The organism is Kitasatospora sp. NBC_01250 (genome assembly GCF_036226465.1).
In the GTDB taxonomy this organism is placed as follows: Bacteria; Actinomycetota; Actinomycetes; order Streptomycetales; family Streptomycetaceae; genus Kitasatospora.
Genome location: NZ_CP108476.1, coordinates 5237629 through 5251697, shown reverse-complemented (window position 1 = coordinate 5251697; position 14069 = coordinate 5237629). Strand labels below are relative to the sequence as shown.

Sequence of the window (14069 nt, the reverse complement as noted above, 5' to 3'; positions counted from 1 at the left end):
GGCCTCAAGTCCAGCTGATCGCACTGCTGTTGATCGCCCCCGTGGTGATCGCCCGCCCGCTGCGCGCGGCGCCTAGTCCCACTCCAGGCCGCCGCGCCGCCAGACGTAGGCGTAGGCGACGAAGACGGTGGCGATGAACAGGAGCATCTCGACCAGCCCGAAGATCCCCAGGGCGTCGAAGCTGACCGCCCACGGGTAGAGGAAGACGATCTCGATGTCGAAGACGATGAAGAGCATCGCCGTCAGGTAGTACTTGATCGGGAACCGACCGCCGCCCACCGGCTGCGGGGTCGGCTCGATGCCGCACTCGTAGGCTTCCAACTTGGCCCGGTTGTATCGCTTGGGGCCGGTCAGCGAGGCCATCACGACGGAGCCGACCGCGAACGCCGCCGCGATGGCACCGAGTACGAGGATCGGCGCGTAGGCATTCATCTGCCTCGCTCCCTCCGTCCAGTCGTCCTTGACTGCAGATCGGAACCGCCGGGTCACCCTGGGGTGATCCGGTGATCCGGTTCCCGAGATCCACCCCATGTGAGGCAGTTCACAAAGCCCGGATCGAGCGCATCCTATGCCCGTCCGCTTGTGATCTGCGACACGCAGTCAGAGGGGATCTTTGTGATCTACACCACCTCACAGACCGGTAGCCATGGCGTCAGGTCGCACGATATGAACGCAAAGAACTCAGATGGTCGCAAACAGTCACATTTATCGGCAGAGTGGCTGGTCAAAGCCGCTTTCCTATATCAACTATGCGCCGATCGACGCAAATTTCTGAGACTCAGATTGACGTGATAAGGCGGCCACTCGACCGGGTGACGAGGCGATGGCGGGCGCTTGACCCTTGCTTCACAAGGAGGCCGGCTCGGGTTCCGGGAGGTCCGCCTCGGCCGCGGGGGCGGCGGCGGCCTGGCTCGGGAGGACGGCACGACGGCCGGCCTCGGTGCCGAGCAGGACGAGCACGCCGCCGCAGAGGGCGAGCACGCTGAGGCGGTCGCCGCCGAGGGCCATGCCGAAGACCGCGGCCCAGAGCGGCTCGGTGCCCAGCAGCAGGCTCACCCGGGACGGCGAGGTGGCGCGCACCGCCCACATCTGGACGAAGAACGCGAACAGCGTGCAGAACAGCGCGAGATAGAGCAGCAGTGTCCACTGCCCCGGCCCCCACCCCGCCGCCACCCGCCACGGCGCCGGCCCGCCGAACGGGCTGGCGAGCACGAACACCATGGTGGCCGCCGCCAGTTGCACCCAGGTGAGGGCGAGCGAGTCGACCCCGCGCAGCGCCCGGCTGCGCGACATCGCCAGCACGTGCACGGTCCGCAGCACGGCCGCCCCCAGCACCAGCAGGTCCCCGAGCGAGGGTGCGCGCAGCCCCGAGCCCTCGGTCAGCAGCCCGACCCCGAGCAGCGAGAGCGCCGCCGCCCCGACGAAGGCGCGCGGGATCGCGGTGCGGGTCACCACGCTCTCGGCGAGCGGCGTGAGGATCATCGTCAGGCTGATGATCAGCCCGGCGTTGGTCGCCGAGGTGTGCACCACCCCGTAGCTCTCCAGCAGGAAGATGCCGCCCAGGATCCCCCCGAGCACCGCCCCACCCCGCCACTGCGCCGCCCCCAGGCCCCGCAGCCCCCGCCAGGCGAACCCTCCGAGCAGCGGCAGCACCACCCCGAACCGCAGCACCAGCATGGGCACCACCGTCGTGGCCGAGGCCAGGTGCTTCACCGCGAGGAAGCTCGACCCCCACACCACCGCCACCGCCAGCAACGGCAGATCGGCGAACGGCGAACGCGGGGCGGCGGCTCGCGGGGCAGCGGCTTGTGAAGGGCTTCGCATGCGGGATCCGTCCGGGGGGGGTGGGCGGTGCGTGGTCCGTGGATCGATCATCGTCGCGCATGGCCGATCGGATGATCAACGGATTTGTCTGCCCCCTGAGATGCGCTCCACCCCACCGCGAAGCCCCCCGCACGACGGCACCGGCCGGCCGGGCGGCGCGGTGATGGCGATGGTCTCGGCGATGCCGGTGAGGACGGTGGTCGCGCCTCCTGAGCGAGGCAGTCGCCCACCTTCCTCGCCCGGGTGAACCACACCGACACCGTCGCCCCAGCCCTTTCCCGCCTCGCTACTGGCGGCACGCGCGTCGAACTCGCCCTCACCGGGCGGCGGCGCAGCACGGTCCCCTCGCTTCGTCGTCACTCCTCCGCCCCCTCCGGGACGGTCACACAACCGTGGTCCTCGCCACTGTCGGTGGTGAGCGCCGCGAACAGCTCGGGGTCGGAGTAAGCCTCTGCGGTGTGCTTCCAGGCTGCGATGACGGTGCCGATGGGGTCGATCACCCCGAGGGCCGTGCTCGCCTTGGCCGTGTCCACGAGCTCGACAAGGAACTCGCGAACGGCCTCGGCAGGGAGAAACCGTACCCAGGGGAATGCTTCGGGAAAGACCCTGGTCAGCAACGTGACCGCCTGCGGATCGCTCCGCAGCAGAGCAACGAATATCCGGGTGGTGGAGTCAACGATCTCGACCGCCTGCTCGGCCCGGGCGGCAGTAGTCAGGTAGAGATCTTCGTCTCCCCGGCGCGTGAGCCGGATGCCGTGCCCCGGGGCGCGGTCCATCTTGGCGACGGTGTCCTTGGGCCTCTGAAGGAGTTCGGAGAAGGTGGCTCGCGTCGGGCTCGCAGTTAGAAACTAGTTCAGAAGTCTGGCGGTGTCGACGTCGTTCACCATTCGCCGCAGAGGCTCTGCGGCAGGACCTCGCGCCTCCCGGCATCGGCACAGCCCCCACTCAGGCCGCACTGGTGCTCCTCCCCCGTCGTCGCCCTGGTGGCGGGGCACCCGACCGGAAAGCGGCCGCCCGCCCCCACCCGCACCGTGACGACCGGGGTGCGGGCGGGGGCGGGCGGCCTCGGTGTCCCGGAGCGGCTCGGCCGAGCGGGCGGACCCGACGGCAGTGGGTCAGCAGGTGCCGACGGACCCGTTGTGGGTGGACCAGACCGGCGTCCAGGCGCCGTCGCCGTGCGGGCGGTAGACAACGAGGTTGGCGTCGTCCTGCAGCCGCAGCCAGTTCGCGGACGGGTCGCAGCCGTGGTTCGTGCCGCTGTTCCAACGGGCGTTCTGGAAGGTGTCGTAGATCACGAGGTTGCCGTCGTACTGCATGATCACCTTCCCCGGCGCGGTGTTCTGGGTGCCGCTGTTCCACAGCGCGTCACCGAACCGGTCGTACTCGACCAGGTTTCCGTCGCCCTGGTACACCAGGCGGTAGGCACCGTTCGCGGAGATCATCTGGTCACCGGGCAGCAGACAGCTTCCCCAGTTCATGTGGTCCCAGTTGCCCGGGTTCTCCGAGCAGTTCCAGTTGGTCCCCGCGTCCGCCGACGCACTCGTCGCCGCCGCCAGCCCGGCCCCGCTCACGAGCGCCACCGCCGCACCGGTCAACGCCACAGCGCGCTTCAGATCAGCCACCTTCGACATCCGTGGTCCTCTCTCCTTCGTCGCAGCCGGTCCCTCCGGCTGCGAGAAGGAGCATCCAGGGCACCGATCAACAGGAGCTGGACGGCCGACCGGACCCAGCACCGTCACACCTGCTGTGCGCGGGTGGCGGCGAGTTCGCGCACCGCCCCGGCGACGGCACCGAAGTCCTTGCGCAGGATCTTGGAGTGGTTGCTCGCGGCCTTCGCGTGGACCCGGATGTTCGCGTTGCGGGCGAGCACCGGGGCGAGGTCGGCGCGCATCCGTTCCATCTGCGCGGCGTCCCCACCGAGGTTGCCCCCGGTGGCGAGGACGTACCGGACCGGTGCGGTCGTCCCGTCGAAGACGGGGTCGAGGGCCCCGGGTGCACAGAGTTCGATGAGTTCGAGGTTGATCTCGGCATGCTGCGCGGGGCTCATCCGGGCGGCCATGCCGAGCGGGCGCAGGATCGGCATGAGCGGGCCGAAGCGGCGGAAGAGCTTGTGGACCTGTTCCGGGAGCTCCTCGTTGAACATATCGGTCGGCAGGGCGCCGTCCACGGACACCACGGCCCGGACACGGTCGGGGTGGCGGGCGGCCCAGTGCATCGCGATCATCGCGCCGTAGGACCAGCCCACCAGGATCGGCCGCTCGATGCCCCGGGCGGTGAGGACGGCGTCGAGGTCGCGCAGGCAGGCTTCGAAGGAGTAGTCCGTCGCGGTCCGGGACTTGCCGCGGGCCCGCTCGTCGTAGGTGATGTGCCGGTAGTCGTCACCCAGTTCGTCGATGACGCGCCGCCAGTTCTTCTGGGAGGCGTACGAGCCGTTGAGGTAGACCACGGCAGGGCCGGGGCCCCCGGTGTCGGTGACGGCCAGGGCGGTGTCGTCGACCGGCAGCATGCCGGTCCAGGCGGGCTGGTTGATGCTCATGGGGTGCCTTCTTACGCGGTCGCGGGCGGGCTTCGGGTGCGGATGGCGCTGGAGCGGGCGCTGCTGGAGCGGATGATGCCGGGGCGGACGATGCCGGGGCGCGCGCTGCTCAGAGGCTGCGGGCGGTGATGTCGCCGCAGTTGGTGGTGGCGCGGATGGCGAGTCCGGTGGTGCCGTCGTTCCTGAGGGCGTTGCTGATGCGGCCGGAGGCGGTGCCGGCGTCCAGCGCGGCCGAGACGCCGGCGGCGGCGCCGACCGAGATGTCGCCGGACTCGGTGCGCAGCGCCAGCTCGCCGCGCAGGGCCTCGGTGATCCGGATGTCGCCCCGTGTGGTGCTGATCTGGGCGGGGCCGCCCAGTCGGCCGACCTCGACGTCGCCGTCGACCGCGGTCAGGCGCAGGCTCGCGACCTCGTCGAGCTTGATCTGCCGGTACGCGCCCTCGAAGGCGACGTCGCCCAGGCGTCCGACGACGCGCAGTTCGCAGGCGCCGCTGGTGGCCTGGACGCGGGAACCGGCCGGCAGCTTGACGGTGACCTCCAGCGATCCGCTCGGGCCGAAGAGCTGGTTCTTGGGCTCGGCGGCGCTGATCCGCAGGACGCCGTCGGCGTACTCGACGGTCGCCTGCTCGGCGGCCCGCACGTCGCGGCTCTTGTCGGCATTGGCGGGCCGGACCTCGACGACGGTGTCGGCGCGGTCGGCGGCGATGAGCTGGACGCGCCCGGCCGGGACGTCCAGGACGGCGGTGATCGGGGCGGTGGTGGCGAACGTCTGCATCGTGCTCTCCTGAGCTCGTCCCTCGTTTCTGACAACGGAAACGCTACGTTGCTTTCCACATCTCGGCAACGGACTCGTTGCGCCAAAACCGCATCACTGCAGGTAGATAGCGGAAAACTGTTGCAGCGAGCTGAGACTTAATGCAACGTCAGCCATGCCATCCATTGCAATGAACTGAGCGTGAACGCTATGCGGCGACCGGTTGGGTGACGAGCGGACTCAGGGCACGGGCACCAACCACTCGGGCGACTTCCCGCAGGCCCGCCGCGCCGGACTCGCGCCGGAGGAGATCGGCCTGCCGGCCGAGTTCGGCGCAGCCGGTCGCCGGGCAGCCGTCCGAGCAGGTGCTGGATGCCCTCTGCGAGGCGCTGCGGTTCGACGACATCGAGCGGCGGCACCTGTCGCCCTCGCGGGCACCGCAGCCAGGCGCAAGGACCGGGCCGAGCAGGCGTCACGGCTCCGGCCGGATCGCCCGGTCAGCCGACCGCGCCGGACTGCTCCTGCTCGCCGCGGGAACCGGTCTCCGAGGCCCACCGACTGCTGCGGGCCTCGGTCCCACAGGGCAGCCTGACGTCGTGCAAGTCCGCTGTGTTCGACGCGGGTCAGGATCAGCCGGCCAGTGGGCGGATGCGGTCGGCCTGAGGACCCTTCGGCCCCTGGGAGCTGTCGTACTCGACCCGCTGACCGTCGGTCAGCTCACGGAAGCCGTCGGCTTCGATCTCGGAGTAGTGGGCGAAGAGATCGGGGCCCGGCTCGTCCGGCGTGATGAAGCCGAAGCCCTTCTCCGGGTTGAACCACCTCACGGTGCCGGTGCTCCGCTGCGAGGGGATCCGATCCTGCGGCGGGCGCGGCGGCAGCAGACGCTGCAGCGCGGCGGCACGGCGAGTGAACTCGGCGGCGAGCTCGCCCAGTGCGGCGATCTCCTGCCGCAGGCGCTCGACGTCCGCCGCCGAGAGCGGTGCGGGGTCGGGCGCATCGTGCTTGTCGGCTTTGGAAGGCCAGAACCCCATCATCGCCCTCCTATGCCAGTTCGCCGCGCTTGACACCTGCGACGAACGCGGCGAACGAGGCGGCGGGGAAGACGAGCGCGGGGCCGGAAGGGTCCTTCGAGTCACGGACGGGCAGGACACCGGGGAACCCGTCCGCGACCTCGACGCAGTTGTTCGAGTTCGCGCCGCTGTAGCTCGACTTGCGCCAAGCGGCACGGTTCAAGTCGCTGGTGGAAGTTCCCACGCGTACCGTTCCTCCATCACGTTTCGGATGAAGGCGGCCGACATCTCCGGGTCGAGTGCGGCAGCCTGCACCCGATCGTAGATGACAGTGAAGCGGGCAACATCGTCTGGACTCTCGAAGAACTGGCCGGTACTGAGCCCCTCGCAGTATGCCGCCCGGGAGCCGTCCGGCATGGTGAGCAGGCACAACGATCCACCCAGAGCGGTGCTATCGAGCGCACCGAACGGAACTACCTGTACATCGATCCGAGGGCGCTGGTTCAGCCTCAGCAGGTGAGCGAGTTGTCCGGCCATCACCTTGCGTCCGCCAACGTTCCGATAGAGAGCGGACTCGTCCAAGGTGACCCGGTACCACGGAGACTCCTCACCTTTGAGGATCGACTGCCGGGCGAGGCGGACAGGAAGCGTCTCGCTCACGGCTCCCAGTCCAATGTTCTCGCCTGCCGTGAGGATCGCCCGCGCATAGGCCTCCGTCTGGACCAGGCCGGGGATGATCAGACCGTACTCCTGCATGATCCTGGCCTGGCTCTGCCGCAGCATGAAGATCATCGCGTAATCGTCGACTCTGGCAACGCTGATGTGAAACCAGAGGTCAACCAGGTCGCCGTTCGCGTCCAGCGCCGCATCCAGCAGCTTGATCATCTCCCACCCCGGCGGATCGGTCGCCAGCTCGATCTGGGCGATCCGGTTGTGCGAGACGAAGACCAGCTGCCCCAACTGCTTCTGGGTCAGCCCCTTCGCCTCGCGTCTCTTCCGGATCTGGGCCCCGAGATAAGCGGCCACGGATGCCGTGGGATCGAGTTCTTTCGGCGCGGGCATAGCCACTCCTGTTCACACCAAGCCGATTTGAAGGCTTCCCCCCTGGCGATGCTAACTCCGGAGCGCGACGCTTATTCCACGGATCGTGAGATTCGCCCCGCCTTGCGCACTGAAAGTCAGTTATGACAAATCATCAGATCTACACTCCCCCACCCCCGTTCATCGACCGCGGCCTCCCCGAGTGCCAGTGCCCGGCCGACTGCGGCGGACGCCCGGAGGCGATGCTCCGGCTCGCCCCCAGCTACCCCGTCGTCCGCGACGACGGCCGCATGAAGCCGCCCGAGCACCCCCACGCCCCCACCGCCCGCGGCGAGTTGGTGTTCGACACGCTCAACCAGCGGGTCGGCGCCTTCATGGACCGCCAGCGCGACCTCGTCTACCTGCGCCCCGAACGCGGCGGCCCCGAGTGGGAGGTGGACGCGAAGTGGCTCGTCCGGCACTCGTGAGCCTGCCCTCCCGCCGCCAGGCCAAGGCGGCCATGGACGAGTTGGCCGACGCCCTGGACGACGCGGACATCGACGTGGACGACCTCTCCGCCGGCTGGTACGTCACCCCCGACGGCACCGTCCTCATCCAGCTCCGCCCGCTCCACCCCACCGAGGTGCGCCAACTCGCCAAGGCCATCCGCCCCGTGGACGAGGAGGAGTGACCGCAGGACGGATACCAGCGGAAGTCGGCCGGCCCGGCTTCCGCTCCCGCGTACGGCCTTCGTCACGGGTCACCCACGATCGTCACAGGCGTGCAACACAGGCGACCCGGGCACAGGCCCGGCACGTGATGACTGGGTGAGAGCGGCCGCCGGGTCGCCCTTTCGACCCAGGGGGACACTCACCATGCGCAACCGCCGACTCCTCGCCACCACCACGCTGCTCGCCGCCGCGCTGACCCTGTCGCTCAGCGCCTGCGGCCCCGACGAGACGACCGCCGCCGGCCCGGCCAAGAGCACCGGCCCGAGCGCGACGGCGAACCCGAGCGCCACCACCCCCGCCAGCACCCCCGCGACCGCCCCCGCGACCAGCGCCCCGGTCACCGCGCCCCCGGCCCCGACCCAGACCCCGACCCCGAAGACCACCCCCATCGGGCTGCCGTCCTCGCAGCCCACCTCACAGCCCACCCCGCACCCCACCACGAAGCCGACGACGGCCAAGCCCACCGCCGCCGCCCCCACCCCCGGCTCCGACTGCACGGCCGCCGCTAACCACCCCGGCCACAAGGTCATCAACGCCACCGTGGCCTGGGGCGACCCGAACCGGATCGGCGCCAACGCGACGACGTTCGTCTGCGGCCCGGACGTCCCCAACGACGGCTACTACCAGGCCGTCGCGCCGAACACCGGCTACACCTTCGCCCCGGGCGCCAAGGCCACGCTGCTGGGCCGCTACGTCTCGACCGACCCCAGCACGGCCGTCTCGATCACCGACCTGCTGACGCACATCAACCAGTGCGTCCAGCACCCCGGCGCGGACGGCCCGCACCTCTGCTACGGCAACAACTACGACATCACCGTCAACGGCGCGGGCCAGATCACCACCATCACCGAGCTCTACCACCCCTGAGGGGCCCTCAACGCGCTGCTCACCCGGCCAGCGCGGCGAAGCTCGCCTCCAGCCCGCCCTTCGCCGCGCTCAGCCGCCCGGCCACCGTGTCGAGCCACCCGGTGTCGGCCCGCAGCGCCTCCCGGGCCGCCGCGAGCAGCCGCCGGAACTCCGCGGGCTGCGGCCCGCCGAGTCCCCGGTAGCAGGCCACCATGCTGACCGGGTCCAGTGCCGCGCGGAACTCCTGCTCCGTCATCGGGAGTTCGGCGGCAACGCCGTCGAACTCGGCCGCGATCTCGCGGTACAGCCGAAGCGCTTCGGCGAAATCGAGCCGCTCGACCGTCAGACCGGCGCCGCGCCCGTAGGTGACCAGCGCGGAGGCGAACCGGTGGCCGACGTGGAACGGGACGTCGGCGTCGCGCTGCAGCACGTTCGCCAGCTCGGAGGTGGTCGAGTAGTCGGAGCGCACCTCCTCCAGCGCGGCCCGCTCGTCCAGCCGCAGCCCGGCGACGATGGCGTTGACCTCGCCGAGCATCGCGAGGGCTCGGTCCAGGGTGCGCTGCGCCTCGGCCCGCTTGTAGTCGGTCAGCCCGGAGCAGACGTTGTGGGCGGCGAGCGCGGTGGACACCCCGTCGCCTATCACCTCGCTGGCCAGCAGCCGGGCCCGGTTCAGTGCGACGGGGTTGCGCTTCTGCGGCATCAGGGTGCTCGGGCTGAGCAGGTCGGTGTTGTCCAGGGTGATCCACGGCCGCGCGTGGTGGTACTGGGCGTGCACGTCCTGGACGAAGGTGCCGATCGACAGCGCCAGCCCCATCGCGGCCGACGCCACCTCGAAGCCGACGTCGATCGGCGAGAGCTGCGCGGCGTCGAAGGAGTTCTGCACCGGCTCGTCGAAGCCGAGCAGTTCGGCCAGCCGGTCCCGGTCGACCGGGAAGCTGGAGGTGGCCAGCGCGGCGGCGCCCAGCGGGCAGGCGTTGAGGCGCGGGTAGGCCTCGGCCAGCCGGTCGGCCGAGCGCCGCAGGGTCGCCTCGTAGCCGAGCAGCAGGTGCCCGAAGGTGGTCGGCTGGGCCTGGACGCCGTTGGTGTAGGCGGGCACGATCGCCGTTCCGTACCGCTCGGCACAGGCGAGCAGGCCCGCGCGCAGTTCGCCGAGCGCGCGGTGCACCAGCACCAGGCGGTCGCGCAGCAGCAGCCGGTGGACGGTGGGCAGCATGTCCTGGCGGCTGCGGCCCGAGTGGATCCGCGAGCTGTCCGGCCCCACCAGCCGGCGGACCAGCGGCTCCACCTGCAGGTAGTCGGTGGGCCGGTCGGCGCCGGGCGCCTCGGCGTCGGCGAGCACCTTGACGATCGCGGCGGCCGTGCGGGCGCCCACCTCGCGCGGTGCGATGCCCGCCTCCACCGTCATCACGGTGGAGGCCTTGTCCAGCTCGCAGAGCCAGTGGAAGGTGTCCCGGGTCTTCAGATCATCAGTCATACAGAGGCTCCTCAAAACGATGACGTTGGGGCCGGCCGACCGGGGCCGGCCGCCAGACGGCGAGCGCCACCAGGACGCTGACGCCGACCACCGCCGCCAGCAGCGCGGCGCACGCGCTCCACCCGGCGGCGGTGTAGAGGGGTGCGGGTGCGACGGCGCCGATGCTGCCGCCGGCGTAGTAGGAGGTCAGGTAGAGCCCGACCGCGCTGGACCGGGCCGCTCCCCCGGCCTCGGCGGCGTAGCCGATGGCGCAGGCCTGACCGGAGAAGACGCCGGTCGAGGAGGCCGCCAGGCCCACGATCACGGCCGGTGTGGACGGCACGAGGGTCAGCGCGAGGCCGGCCAGCGAGACCAGGCCGACCAGCAGGTAGGTCCGCAGCCGCCCGATCCGGCCGATCAGCCGCCCGGTGAGCGGGGTGACCACCACCGCGACCAGGAACACCGCGAAGACCGCGCCGATCTCGAAGGTGCTCAGCCCGAACGGCGGGGCCTTGAGCCGCATCCCGGCGTAGGTGAACGCACCCACCTGGAGGAAGAGGATCGACGCCCCGATGACGCAGGTGCCGAGCAGCCGGGCGTTGCCGAAGTGCCCGCCGATGCCGCGCAGGCCGGCCAGCAGCGAGTCCGAGGGCGTGAAGCCCCGCTCCCGCGGCAGCCAGGCCACGGTGGCCGCCAGCGTCACCAGCAGCACGAGCGCCAGCACGACGAACGAGGACCGCCAGCCGAACCGCTCGGTGGCCGCCCCGGACAGGAACCGCCCGCAGAAGCCGCCGAACGCCGTGCCGGAGACGTAGAGGGCGTTGGCCCGCTGCGCCACCGGCCCGGTGTACTCCTCGGCGAGGTAGGAGACGGCCACCGCGAAGACGAACGGGATCAGCAGGCCCTGGGCGAGGCGGAACACCAGCATCGCGGCGAAGTTCCAGGCCACCGCGCAGGCGAGGGTGGCGGCGAGCGCTCCCGCGATCGCCGCCACCATCACCCGCTTGCGGCCCAGCCGGTCCGAGACCGACCCGGCGAACGGGGCGACCAGCGCGACGCCGAGGGTGGTCGCGGTGATCGTCCAGGTGCTGCGCCCGAGCGGGACGTGCAGGTCGTGCGCGAGGTCGGGCAGCAGCGGCTGGGTGGAGTAGATGTTGAGCAGGGCGCACAGGCCGAGCAGGAAGACGGCCGTCCTGGCCCGCAGCGACACTACGCCGACCTGTCGGCCGCACCGGCCCCGGCGGACCCGGCGGACCCGGCGGACCCGCCCGGCGCGGCCCCGGCCCCGGCGTGGTCGAGCTTCCAGGTCAGGTGCCGCTTCACCGCGGGCCACTCGCCGGCGATGACGCTGTAGTAGCAGGTGTCCCGCAGCGTGCCGTCGGGCAGGATCACGTGGTTGCGCCAGACCCCCTCCAGCTTCGCGCCGAGCCGTTCGATCGCCCGCCGGCTCGGCATGTTGAAGAAGGCGGTGCGGAAACCGACCGCGATGCAGTCCGCCTCCTCGAAGGCGTGCTGGAGCAGCAGCAGCTTCGCCTCGGTGTTGAGCGCGGTGCGCTGCACGCTGCCGCGGTACCAGGTGTGCCCGATCTCCAGCCGGCGGTTGTCGGGGTCGACGTTCATGTAGGCGGTCATGCCCGCGACCCGCCCGGCGGCGTCGAGCACCGTGAAGGGCACCATCCGGCCCTGCTCGGCCAGGCCGAGGCGCCACTCGATCTCGCGCCGCATGCCGACCGGGGAGGGCACGGCGGCGAACCAGGTGTCCCACACCTGGCCGTCCTGCACGGCCTCCACCAGCCGGTCCTCGTGCCGTTCCTCGAGCGGGACCAGCGTGACGTGGTCGCCGTGCACGCTGAACGGGTTGATCCAGCGGGCGTGCTGCTGCGTGGTGCCGGTCATGCGGACTGCTCCTTGAGGGACGCGGGGGCCAGGGCGGTGGTGAGGGCGGTGGGGTGCTGCCGCGGCGTCAGCAGGTGGTCGGTCATGGCCCGCACGGCCGCGGCGGCGTCCGCGGTGATCCGGGAGTCGACCCCGGGTGCCGGCAGCATGTTGGTGAAGTAGTGCGCGCCCTCGGTGAGGTGGCCCAGTGCGCAGAGGTTCGGCACGACCGCGCCGTCCGCGCCGATCAACCGCCCGGCGGTGTCGATGTCCAGCCCGCCGGGCCGGAATCCGTCGTTGTCGAAGGGACGGGCGTGCCCGCCGGCGAGCAGCGAGCGGACCAGCGGCGAGGCGTCCTGGTCGGGCAGGAACGAGTCGATCGCGGCGCCCACCAGCACGTCGCAGCGGGTCGCCGGGGTGGACTGCAGGCCGCTCTCGATGACGAACCCGGCGCTGTCCGGGTCCGGCCGCACGGCGGCCCCCGGCCCGGCCCCGAGCTGCAGCAGGCCGCTCTCGAAGAGCGCGCGCCACTCGCGCGAGCGGGAGGCGGGCGGTCCCGCGGCCACGGCGTTCAGCATCGGGGCGTACACCTGGCAGAACCGCCGGTGCGATTCGGCCGTCAGCCCCCGGTGCTCGACGGCCCAGCGCAGCACGTCGCGCAGGTCGCGCAACGCGTCGGTGGCGGCCTTGACCGGATTGCGCAGGTTGCCCTCGGCGGCGCGCCGCTCGTCGGTCCGCAGGAAGTCGACGAGTTCGGCCTGGTATTCGCCGAGGGTTCGGCGAACGGGTTCAGGGGTGCGGAGAATCGACTCGATTTCGTCGGAGCCCGGTATTCCACCGGCCGTTTCGGCGGCCCGGCGCAGTTCGGCCCGCAGCAGCGGCAGCAGGTGTTCCTCGAAGTCGAGCTGCCCGTGTCGCAGTTGCAGGGTGCGCAGCTCCTCCGGGGTCAGGAATGCGGGTCGGTACACGTCCGCCGGTGTTTTCTGGTTCACCGCCCGCGGGGAGAAGATCCGGCCACTTCGTGAGTAGACGTGCAGCTGCGGCTCCTCGCCGCTGGGGCGGTAGACGAGGTCGCCGTCGGCGCCCGGCACGAACCGCCCGCCGCGGCCGGTGGTGAGGCTGGCGACCGTGTCGACCGCCGACAGCCCCATGCCGCGGACCGCGACCCGGGCGCCGGGCTCGATGGTCTCCAGCTTCTGCAGCGGGTAGCAGCTGCGCAGGTAGCGCAGCTTGGGGTTGGCGTGGCGGTGGTCGGCGACGAACTGCTGGATCCGCTGGTCCGCGCCGGTCGGGTGGTTCGTGCCGTGCCCGGTGGTCAGGAAGACGAAGTCGGCGGCGACGATCGCACCGTCCGACAGCTGGAGTACCCAGGACCCGTCCCGCAGCGCGCGCAGCGTCTCGGCGCTCGCCCGGTGCTCGTGGATCCGGACCTTGTCGGGCGCGTGCCGGCGCAGCCGCCGGTAGCAGTGGCCGAGGTAGCGGCCGAGGACGGCGCGCGGCAGGTAGGTGTCCTCGGGGACACCGGCCCAGTCGGCCAGGCTCGGGCCGGAAACCGGCTGTCCGGCAGCGGCGCTGTCGCCGGTGCGGAACATCGTGACCTGGCCGGCGACGGTGTTCATGAGCAGATAGTTCGGCTGATCCGGGTAATGCGTACCGGCGCCGGGCTGGTGCGGGTCGATGAGGTGGACCGACAGGCCGTCCCAGGGAATCCGGGCCAGGCCGCAGATCCGCTCCAGAACGCTGAGCCCGCGCGGGCCCCCACCCACGATTGCTACGGACACGTGTGTCGAACTCAAACCCACCCCTAGGTAAAGGAAACGCAATGGTTCCGGAAATCCCCCTTAATGCTGATATTCAACTTAGTCATAACGATCTGATATTGAGAAGTTGACTTCCGGCCAAGAATGTACTGGGGTTCAGCCATTGGTCAGCAGAGGTGAGCGCAGGTCAGGAGGGCCGTCCATCCTGGCGTTGACCTGCCGGGACGACACCGGCCCGCCGATCCGGAATGACTTGTGTG

17 protein-coding genes are annotated in these 14069 nt (G+C 70.8%); 4 read left to right on the top strand and 13 right to left on the bottom strand.

Features of this window, described 5'->3' with window-relative positions; translation table 11 throughout:
• Positions 1–72: 72 nt before the first annotated feature.
• The 5 genes from OG500_RS22155 to OG500_RS22135 all read right to left on the bottom strand — a co-directional run bounded on the left by OG500_RS22155 (position 73) and on the right by OG500_RS22135 (position 4360).
• On the bottom strand, positions 73–432 hold the full coding sequence (locus OG500_RS22155) for an NADH-quinone oxidoreductase subunit A (RefSeq protein WP_014137597.1): 360 nt from the start codon (positions 430–432) through the stop codon (positions 73–75).
• A 414-nt stretch (positions 433–846) separates the two neighbouring features.
• Positions 847–1824: a DMT family transporter gene (locus OG500_RS22150; RefSeq protein WP_329582767.1), complete on the bottom strand. Its 978-nt coding sequence runs from the start codon at positions 1822–1824 to the stop codon at positions 847–849.
• Between the two features lie 356 nt (positions 1825–2180).
• Positions 2181–2600 (bottom strand): hypothetical protein, encoded by a 420-nt coding sequence (locus OG500_RS22145; protein ID WP_329582764.1) that lies wholly within the window; start codon positions 2598–2600, stop codon positions 2181–2183.
• A gap of 339 nt (positions 2601–2939) precedes the next feature.
• Positions 2940–3446, bottom strand: a complete 507-nt coding sequence (locus OG500_RS22140; RefSeq protein WP_329582761.1) for a hypothetical protein — start codon at positions 3444–3446, stop codon at positions 2940–2942.
• Positions 3447–3559: 113 nt separating this feature from the next.
• Positions 3560–4360, bottom strand: coding sequence for an alpha/beta hydrolase (locus OG500_RS22135; protein ID WP_329582758.1), 801 nt, complete (start codon positions 4358–4360; stop codon positions 3560–3562).
• Between the two features lie 3 nt (positions 4361–4363).
• Here OG500_RS22135 and OG500_RS22130 point away from each other — a divergent pair, with 3 nt between their 5' ends.
• Complete coding sequence (locus tag OG500_RS22130; protein WP_327068423.1) at positions 4364–4489, top strand: hypothetical protein; 126 nt, start codon at positions 4364–4366, stop codon at positions 4487–4489.
• Here the strand turns inward: OG500_RS22130 and OG500_RS22125 are convergent.
• The 4 genes from OG500_RS22125 to OG500_RS22110 form a co-directional block, all read right to left on the bottom strand.
• The gene (locus OG500_RS22125; protein ID WP_329582755.1) at positions 4470–5135 is read right to left on the bottom strand and encodes a DUF4097 family beta strand repeat-containing protein; all 666 of its coding nucleotides are present in this window, start codon (positions 5133–5135) and stop codon (positions 4470–4472) included. The genes OG500_RS22130 and OG500_RS22125 overlap by 20 nt on opposite strands.
• 608 nt (positions 5136–5743) lie before the next feature.
• Positions 5744–5965 carry a cold-shock protein gene (locus OG500_RS22120; RefSeq protein WP_329587667.1) on the bottom strand — a complete coding sequence of 74 codons (222 nt, stop codon included), beginning with the start codon at positions 5963–5965 and terminating at the stop codon, positions 5744–5746.
• Positions 5966–6155: 190 nt separating this feature from the next.
• Positions 6156–6347 (bottom strand): DUF397 domain-containing protein, encoded by a 192-nt coding sequence (locus tag OG500_RS22115; protein WP_329582752.1) that lies wholly within the window; start codon positions 6345–6347, stop codon positions 6156–6158.
• Positions 6344–7186 carry a helix-turn-helix domain-containing protein gene (locus tag OG500_RS22110; RefSeq protein WP_329582749.1) on the bottom strand — a complete coding sequence of 281 codons (843 nt, stop codon included), beginning with the start codon at positions 7184–7186 and terminating at the stop codon, positions 6344–6346. The genes OG500_RS22115 and OG500_RS22110 overlap by 4 nt, the downstream gene beginning before the upstream one ends.
• 122 nt (positions 7187–7308) lie before the next feature.
• On the opposite strand from OG500_RS22110, the gene OG500_RS22105 reads away from it, so the two are divergent.
• The 3 genes from OG500_RS22105 (at position 7309) to OG500_RS22095 (ending at position 8742) form a co-directional block, all read left to right on the top strand.
• On the top strand, positions 7309–7632 hold the full coding sequence (locus OG500_RS22105; protein WP_329582746.1) for a hypothetical protein: 324 nt from the start codon (positions 7309–7311) through the stop codon (positions 7630–7632).
• The gene (locus OG500_RS22100) at positions 7629–7835 is read left to right on the top strand and encodes a hypothetical protein (protein WP_329582740.1); all 207 of its coding nucleotides are present in this window, start codon (positions 7629–7631) and stop codon (positions 7833–7835) included. Before OG500_RS22105 ends, OG500_RS22100 begins: the two co-directional genes overlap by 4 nt.
• Positions 7836–8019: 184 nt before the next feature.
• The gene (locus OG500_RS22095) at positions 8020–8742 is read left to right on the top strand and encodes a hypothetical protein (protein WP_329582737.1); all 723 of its coding nucleotides are present in this window, start codon (positions 8020–8022) and stop codon (positions 8740–8742) included.
• A gap of 19 nt (positions 8743–8761) precedes the next feature.
• On the opposite strand, the gene OG500_RS22090 is transcribed toward OG500_RS22095, so the two are convergent.
• The 4 genes from OG500_RS22090 to OG500_RS22075 are packed head-to-tail and all read right to left on the bottom strand — an operon-like array spanning position 8762 to position 13830.
• Positions 8762–10195, bottom strand: coding sequence for a lyase family protein (locus OG500_RS22090; RefSeq protein ID WP_327068416.1), 1434 nt, complete (start codon positions 10193–10195; stop codon positions 8762–8764).
• Positions 10188–11384, bottom strand: coding sequence for an MFS transporter (locus tag OG500_RS22085; protein ID WP_329582734.1), 1197 nt, complete (start codon positions 11382–11384; stop codon positions 10188–10190). The genes OG500_RS22090 and OG500_RS22085 overlap by 8 nt, the downstream gene beginning before the upstream one ends.
• Positions 11384–12070, bottom strand: a complete 687-nt coding sequence (locus OG500_RS22080; protein WP_329582731.1) for a GNAT family N-acetyltransferase — start codon at positions 12068–12070, stop codon at positions 11384–11386. Before OG500_RS22080 ends, OG500_RS22085 begins: the two co-directional genes overlap by 1 nt.
• The gene (locus OG500_RS22075; protein ID WP_327068413.1) at positions 12067–13830 is read right to left on the bottom strand and encodes an FAD/NAD(P)-binding protein; all 1764 of its coding nucleotides are present in this window, start codon (positions 13828–13830) and stop codon (positions 12067–12069) included. The genes OG500_RS22080 and OG500_RS22075 overlap by 4 nt, the downstream gene beginning before the upstream one ends.
• Positions 13831–14069 lie beyond the last annotated feature (239 nt).

Coding starts and splice junctions, on each gene's coding strand:
- OG500_RS22155 (WP_014137597.1), bottom strand. CDS start 432: ATGAATGCCTACGCGCCGATCCTCGTACTCGGTGCCATCGCGGCGGCG.
- OG500_RS22150 (WP_329582767.1), bottom strand. CDS start 1,824: ATGCGAAGCCCTTCACAAGCCGCTGCCCCGCGAGCCGCCGCCCCGCGT.
- OG500_RS22145 (WP_329582764.1), bottom strand. CDS start 2,600: ATGGACCGCGCCCCGGGGCACGGCATCCGGCTCACGCGCCGGGGAGAC.
- OG500_RS22135 (WP_329582758.1), bottom strand. CDS start 4,360: ATGAGCATCAACCAGCCCGCCTGGACCGGCATGCTGCCGGTCGACGAC.
- OG500_RS22125 (WP_329582755.1), bottom strand. CDS start 5,135: ATGCAGACGTTCGCCACCACCGCCCCGATCACCGCCGTCCTGGACGTC.
- OG500_RS22110 (WP_329582749.1), bottom strand. CDS start 7,186: ATGCCCGCGCCGAAAGAACTCGATCCCACGGCATCCGTGGCCGCTTAT.
- OG500_RS22105 (WP_329582746.1), top strand. CDS start 7,309: ATGACAAATCATCAGATCTACACTCCCCCACCCCCGTTCATCGACCGC.
- OG500_RS22095 (WP_329582737.1), top strand. CDS start 8,020: ATGCGCAACCGCCGACTCCTCGCCACCACCACGCTGCTCGCCGCCGCG.
- OG500_RS22090 (WP_327068416.1), bottom strand. CDS start 10,195: ATGACTGATGATCTGAAGACCCGGGACACCTTCCACTGGCTCTGCGAG.
- OG500_RS22080 (WP_329582731.1), bottom strand. CDS start 12,070: ATGACCGGCACCACGCAGCAGCACGCCCGCTGGATCAACCCGTTCAGC.